This window comes from Vibrio sp. A1-1, assembly GCF_021728175.1.
GTDB classification, from domain to species: Bacteria; Pseudomonadota; Gammaproteobacteria; order Enterobacterales; family Vibrionaceae; genus Vibrio; species Vibrio diabolicus.
On the sequence record NZ_JAKKCL010000028.1, the window covers coordinates 22,937 to 28,936 of the forward strand.

At 37.1% G+C, this 6,000-nt stretch carries 9 protein-coding genes; all 9 read right to left on the reverse strand.

Going from position 1 to position 6,000, the window contains the following annotated elements; translation table 11 throughout:
- Positions 1–12: 12 nt before the first annotated feature.
- The gene (locus L3V30_RS23125; protein ID WP_237310004.1) at positions 13–1,053 is read right to left on the reverse strand and encodes a S49 family peptidase; all 1,041 of its coding nucleotides are present in this window, start codon (positions 1,051–1,053) and stop codon (positions 13–15) included.
- An 11-nt stretch (positions 1,054–1,064) separates the two neighbouring features.
- A complete protein-coding gene (locus L3V30_RS23130) occupies positions 1,065–1,544 on the reverse strand; it encodes a hypothetical protein (protein ID WP_069547983.1) in 480 nt (159 codons plus the stop codon).
- A 47-nt stretch (positions 1,545–1,591) separates the two neighbouring features.
- Positions 1,592–1,792 (reverse strand): hypothetical protein, encoded by a 201-nt coding sequence (locus tag L3V30_RS23135; protein WP_069547984.1) that lies wholly within the window; start codon positions 1,790–1,792, stop codon positions 1,592–1,594.
- A gap of 376 nt (positions 1,793–2,168) precedes the next feature.
- Positions 2,169–2,762 (reverse strand): hypothetical protein, encoded by a 594-nt coding sequence (locus L3V30_RS23140; RefSeq protein WP_237310007.1) that lies wholly within the window; start codon positions 2,760–2,762, stop codon positions 2,169–2,171.
- A 188-nt stretch (positions 2,763–2,950) separates the two neighbouring features.
- Complete coding sequence (locus tag L3V30_RS23145; RefSeq protein ID WP_237310009.1) at positions 2,951–3,349, reverse strand: hypothetical protein; 399 nt, start codon at positions 3,347–3,349, stop codon at positions 2,951–2,953.
- Between the two features lie 152 nt (positions 3,350–3,501).
- Positions 3,502–4,722 (reverse strand): hypothetical protein, encoded by a 1,221-nt coding sequence (locus L3V30_RS23150; protein WP_237310010.1) that lies wholly within the window; start codon positions 4,720–4,722, stop codon positions 3,502–3,504.
- Positions 4,700–4,870 (reverse strand): hypothetical protein, encoded by a 171-nt coding sequence (locus L3V30_RS23155; protein WP_237310012.1) that lies wholly within the window; start codon positions 4,868–4,870, stop codon positions 4,700–4,702. Before L3V30_RS23155 ends, L3V30_RS23150 begins: the two co-directional genes overlap by 23 nt.
- A 12-nt stretch (positions 4,871–4,882) precedes the next feature.
- Positions 4,883–5,104 (reverse strand): hypothetical protein, encoded by a 222-nt coding sequence (locus tag L3V30_RS23160; RefSeq protein WP_237310014.1) that lies wholly within the window; start codon positions 5,102–5,104, stop codon positions 4,883–4,885.
- 338 nt (positions 5,105–5,442) lie between these two features.
- Positions 5,443–5,862 carry a BRO family protein gene (locus L3V30_RS23165; protein ID WP_237310015.1) on the reverse strand — a complete coding sequence of 140 codons (420 nt, stop codon included), beginning with the start codon at positions 5,860–5,862 and terminating at the stop codon, positions 5,443–5,445.
- Positions 5,863–6,000 lie beyond the last annotated feature (138 nt).

Consider the following 6,000-nt stretch of genomic DNA (forward strand, 5'->3'; position numbering starts at 1 on the left):
TCTTCTGCCATATTACAAACCTCGTTTCTCTTTAGCTCTACGAACTGCCGCTTCAAGTTTAAGTTTGTGTTCTAATTTCTCTTGCTCGTAACTTAGTTCTTGTTCTGGTTCACTCTTAACTACAGGCTTTGAAACACTCGCTAATGCGGTAGCTTTGGCTTTATCAAAAGCAGGGGTATTGCTATTACTTGCGGTTGCTTTGGCGGTTGGTGTAGGTTTATGGCTGTATACGCTATTACCATGCATGTATGTTAGAAACTCTTCTTGAGTCAGCAATTTATCGACAAGTTTCAAGCTTAATGCTTTATCAGCACTGTAAACTTTTGCTTGAGTATCAATGACCTGTTGCTTACTAAGTGGACGATAGTTAGCTACATGTTCAACAAATTTGGTGTAAGTTTCGTTTACTGATTCTTGTAAGTCGTCTAAAAACTCTTGTTTAAAGCTACCGTCGGCTGCATAAGGGATTTTATTATTTCCAGCGTATACGAAACTGCGTGAAATACCTTGCTGTTCAAGGGCGGCGCTATCGTTATGTAACTTAATGACCACCCCAATTGAGCCGATACTGTAGCTCTCTGTGTCTGCAATAACATCATGTGATGTTGAGGCTAGGGCGTATGCGGCGCTACAGGCTTCACCATCAATCCAAGCAGTTAACTTAATACCGTTAGCATCAGCGATTTTTCGTAGTTGTTTGGCACAGTAGAAGCAGTTAAAAGCTTCGCCACCACCGGAACTAACATTCAAAACTACTTTTTTCTTACCTGAATCAGCTAGTTTTTGCATGTTGGCAATTAGATCACTGTAGTTAGTGCCGCCACATAACGCTTGAAAGGGTGTTGGTTTTGCGGTTAGTACTCCAGAAACGTCCAATACACCAAAACCTTGCTGTTCTAGTTTATCTTTTAATGGGTTTGGTGAACTCAATGCTTCACCAGATAGTGCTAGTTGGCGCGCCTCTTTGTTTTCGATAACCTCTGCGATTGTTTCAAAAAAGTTTAGGCTGCAAAGTTGAGGTTTTTGTAAAACTGCTTTACTTAAGTAATTCATGATATTCCTTATTATAGTTTTATGATTTTATAGATTCCGGAGATATTGAGAGGTTTGCCAGTTTTGCAATATAGATAGAATGTAGACTTGCTGACTTCAAGGTTGTCTTTAATCCTCTTATATAAGTCATGTAAGCATTGAATTATTTTCTCTGTTCCATCTGAAAAATAAATTTTATATGTACCAACTAGAGTTTCTTTAAAGTTTTCACTTTGGGATTTAATGCTACAGTTCTCTTTACAATAATCGCCAACATCCCCGAAACGACAAACGGAGACTACTTCTTTTTTACGCCTTTCAAAGTATTTATGGTTTAATAGAAATTCATAAAATTCGACAATTTCAAACTTATTCCTTACATCTCTGTAATTAGGGTGATTCTTGCATCTCCCCGTAATCCCGTAATAAATTTCTAGAGTTTTGTTTAGTTCTTGGTCAGAAATGTTCGGATAAGACTCTAATAACGTTTTCTTATTATTCCTTTTCTTCATATTGTTTCTCTATTATTATTCTATGTTGCTGCTATTGAACTGGGGGGTTAAAGATCTATTGATTTTATTTTTCTAGAAGCTTGATACATTTTTAAAGCGGCATCGATAATTTCAAATTGCTCTTCATCCTCATATAGATTTCTAGCTCTCAATCGCATGATATATACATTTTTAATGCTACGACTTCCGGTTATCAATTCATTTAATAGTTCTTCGGGTGAACTATATAAAATCCGTTTTCTAGGCATGGGTTGACCTCCATTGTTAAATTGGATTAGGTTTAAATTAAGTGAGAGTATAAGATTGTTAATTCACTGTGGAAGTGATTAGAAGGTATAGAGTAATTGTAAACTTTTTGACTACAATTAAATGGTGCAAAACCTCAACTTTATATTAGATAGAGGAAAGGAGGAGCCTCATCACTAATAAATTAAGTTGAGTAAAACGCTTGGAGTAACGTTTTTAGCATTGCAACACTAGAGATAACAAAGGAAAATTTTATCGAAAACATAGGAAGGATATCGAATAAAACTATAGAAGTCTTTTAAATCACTCTATACAAGTATTATACCAAAAATATATTTATTTGTATAGTAAATACATTAAAATAATATAGACTATTGCTTATTTTTGTGTTAACTGATCATGAGTTTCTTGAATTAAAATACATAGTTCAGCATGGGGTATCTTAGTATTATAAAACCAATCGTAAACGGTAGGCTGTCTTTTACAGTTTATAACATTCTTCATATGTGGAATTAATCGGTTGACTTCGGTTAAAGTTGTCATGTGTTTATCTACACCTGAGCCAGCGTCGAAGTCTTTGAGCATCTTAATGAACCTTGCACTCAGTGTCTTAACGGGTTTTTGTCTCTTAGGAGGTGATAAAGAACGTTCTAACCAGTTATTTAAATAAGGCATTCGTGCCTTTTCAGGTTTGTTTCTATAAGCGTTGAAACCTACATCTAGAAGAATGGTTTTGTATGTCTGTGAGTGTTTTATGTAAGCCTGAAACCTTATTTTAGAAACTGATAATCCACCACCCATAGGTATCAATTGAGGGCTTTGCTCGATGACATAATCAGTGTTAAATAAGATATCATCTAGATCTTGTTTGTAGATTGGTAGCCATTCATCAACCAGTTTATTAAGCTTTTCCTGTTTCTTTGGCTCTAGTTTTGAAAGGAGCATTTCGTACTTTTTGTGTAAGTCTTCCATTTCACACCAACCTTGCATAGTTAAAACGGCGACGAAATTGCTTCAGCTTTCTAATTCGGTATTTCTTCACGTTATTTTCCTTCTTGTTATTACCTCCCCATACAAAGGTGTGAACGTGTCTACAAGCTATTCAGCATGTATACGAGAGGTTTTGTATTCGGTTGTATTTAGAGAGGGGTTAGGTTGGATTAGGTTGCCTTATGAGTTTGGTAAAACGCATACAGCTCGTTATCTAATCGAGCTGTCACTTCTTCAATGTCTTTATAAAACTCTTTAGCTATTAATTTGCCAACCACACGAGGGTATCTTATCAACAAGGCTAAAAAGTCATCTGAATCCAGTTGTTCATATACAAAAACGTCATGCTGTTTTGATGTTGGAACTTTAAATTCGCTGTCATTCAAATCTAACCACTGATCTTCATATAGCTCGATAATCTCCTTTGTTTCCTTGGTGGGAATAGGTAACTCAGTGATCATTAGTTCTGTTGAACTATTTACAAAAATCTCCTCGATCTTGTGATCTTGGCGAGTAATAAAAATGGTGTTATAACCTTGCTCTGGCTTTAATACCGTGAAAGTGTTCATATCATTGTTTCCTCTTGTTTGGAGTGATACATACAAGAAGCCCTACATTGTGCTTCATTCAAGCATGTATCAGGTTTGTTTTAGTGTTGTTTGGATTAGCCTGTAGAGGCTGAATAAGGTGTTAGCGTTGCGCTAAAAGGGGATTGGTATAGTTAGAACGGTAGTAACATGTCACTTTCTGGACAATCCCGATCAGTGCAATATCCATGAGTGTCTACATTGTTACCACAGCATTCACAGGTAAGTTTTTTACGGATAGCCTCCACAGTTGATTGATCTGGTGAGTAGTCATCCCAGAAATGTGTATGTAATACTTTCAACCAGCGTTTAGTATCTGCAATGCTAAGCTCATCTCTCGCTAGTGGTGCAGCAAACCAACCAACTCCTTTAGATTCCACATCTATATCTGAAACATCGACATTTCCGATCAGGCCAACCAGTTTAGACTTATCACCTTTGGGTTCTGCCTTCTCTATTGATGTTTCAAGAGGTGCCAGGTGTTTAACTGGTTCGGGTTTTCTATCACACGAGTTAGTGAAAATATTCGTAATATCTTCTTCTCGCTCTGCTGTGTCTTCATCAATACACAAATATTGCTCATAGCTCGCCAGCTCTTGATCGCTCACCAACCACGTAGGGCAACCATCAATGTTAATATCTTCAATGAAACCTTGGTTAGCTTCTGACGAATCATTGTAGTTATCTGGTGCTGGCGTTAAGTCGAAATCTTCAGAATTTGGTACTAGAGCTGCATAATTTTCTGTGCCGTCACAAGGAGTCATATCTTCAAAGTGTTTCTTACATTCTTCTGTGTCGGCGTAACTCTTTGACCAAGTAGCGTAATCTTGTGCGGTTAACTGAATACCTTCTTGATCCGCTTTCCATATCCATTGATTGAAAGCTTTTAGCTTGTCACCCTTGAGAATTGCTCTGTATTTCTTCGCTAAGAGGTAGTTATTCGCTTTTTTGTCTTGTAGGTTGTTAATACTGACTTTGTTCTTATTACTACCTGCTACATGAGATTTACTAGGGTAGGTGGCAAGCTCTAAATCAATGTCTTTTACTTCGTATCGGTTACGTGTTCCGTTCCCTTCTTTATGTCTTACCAGTAAGCCAATATCAACCAAGTGATTAATGAATCCGGTTAAGCTACCTTTTGAACCGATACCAAACCTTTTCATTAAAGAATCAAAGCTAGCATATCCGGTGTCGTTCAGTTTCCCATCATGCTGGAGTTTGTGAAAGTAACTGTAGATATTCTTATGGTCTGCGCTGAGCTTCTTACCGTTGTATTTGCAAATGCTCGAAACTTCTAGCGGAATGAGGGTGAAAGTTTTTAGTTTATCCCAATCAATTTTTAACTTGTTGGTCATGGTTGTTAAGCTCCTCTGCTTCTTGTTGTTCTAATAATGTCATGTATGCGTTGAACGCCTCTCGCATTAATTGGTATGGCTTCTTATTTAATCGGCGAACTTGGTGCATCAATCGGTTAGTTTCATTACTGTTTGGTTTAAAGTTCATCTTTAAATCCTCCTACTCATCAATATTACTGTTAAATTCTTCAATCAACCTAAACATATACACAGCCAACCCATAATGAATAGCCTCACTGAATTTACCTTCTTTATTTCGAACAGCCTTTCGTTGACTAACATTAGCTGGTGTTGTCTCTCCATTCATTAACCGCCGAAGTTGTAACTGAGTGATGAGTGGGAGTGTGGCTAGGTTGATTTCATCTGGTAGTGTGTATGTCATATTAAAAATCCTTATATTGCAGATACGAGAAAACCACCAACGTGTGGTTCTGAACAAGTTCAGCACGTAGTGTATAAATTAGATTGTGAGGTGGTAAGGTGATCGGGGACGATCTGGATGCTAGAGTAGTAAACTGAATTACTATTCTTATATAATAACACTAAATGAGAATGGTTGTCAACAACTATTTGTGACTAATGTCGCTTTTTAAGTTATTTGAGTTGACTTTTGTTTATATCTATACTTACCAATCTACCATTTAAAAATAGTTTGTCAAGCGAGGGTGGGTAAGTTGTTGAAATCACTGACAACGCTGTTTTATAGCGTTTCCGAATATATCAACCACGGACAACGATGTTCGACATTGTTGTCGAAAAGTCCATACCATCTTGACGAATTTTTGGTAACACTTCTTCACATACCCAATCTTGGAATTTCTCTGCCGATGGTTTATCTGACTTAATAACCATTTGGTAGATATCGAATTCATTTACCCATGTTTTCTTACTGATAATTTCATTATGCGTCAAACCTTTCTTGGTTAAGGATTGATAAGGTGTAGGTAAGTTACTGATTTCAGTGGACTCCTCCAAAATGGAGGAGTCCGAATATTTACGTTTTTCTACATCCAAATAAGAAATATTTACCTTGTGGCGCGCATGGGTGTAAGCCTTTGTTGGGTTTTCAAATCCTAGAATGACAGCCACAGTTTCAGCCTTAAAGTAAGGAACAACTTTACCTTTATGATTCTCCCACATGATAGTTTCAATGTAAGCGCGTCATAAACACCGCATTCTAATCGTCTAGCCCGAATAATAAGATCAAACCTCCAACCCAAAGGAGATTTGAAATGGCTAAACGACGCACTAACCAAGAGTGGCGAACCCTGTTCGAGC

What these genes read in the sequence shown, in the direction of transcription:
- L3V30_RS23125 (WP_237310004.1), bottom strand. Translation starts at nt 1,053, where the DNA reads ATGAATTACTTAAGTAAAGCAGTTTTACAAAAACCTCAACTTTGCAGC.
- L3V30_RS23130 (WP_069547983.1), bottom strand. Translation starts at nt 1,544, where the DNA reads ATGAAGAAAAGGAATAATAAGAAAACGTTATTAGAGTCTTATCCGAAC.
- L3V30_RS23135 (WP_069547984.1), bottom strand. Translation starts at nt 1,792, where the DNA reads ATGCCTAGAAAACGGATTTTATATAGTTCACCCGAAGAACTATTAAAT.
- L3V30_RS23140 (WP_237310007.1), bottom strand. Translation starts at nt 2,762, where the DNA reads ATGGAAGACTTACACAAAAAGTACGAAATGCTCCTTTCAAAACTAGAG.
- L3V30_RS23145 (WP_237310009.1), bottom strand. Translation starts at nt 3,349, where the DNA reads ATGAACACTTTCACGGTATTAAAGCCAGAGCAAGGTTATAACACCATT.
- L3V30_RS23150 (WP_237310010.1), bottom strand. Translation starts at nt 4,722, where the DNA reads ATGACCAACAAGTTAAAAATTGATTGGGATAAACTAAAAACTTTCACC.
- L3V30_RS23155 (WP_237310012.1), bottom strand. Translation starts at nt 4,870, where the DNA reads ATGAACTTTAAACCAAACAGTAATGAAACTAACCGATTGATGCACCAA.
- L3V30_RS23160 (WP_237310014.1), bottom strand. Translation starts at nt 5,104, where the DNA reads ATGACATACACACTACCAGATGAAATCAACCTAGCCACACTCCCACTC.
- L3V30_RS23165 (WP_237310015.1), bottom strand. Translation starts at nt 5,862, where the DNA reads ATGTGGGAGAATCATAAAGGTAAAGTTGTTCCTTACTTTAAGGCTGAA.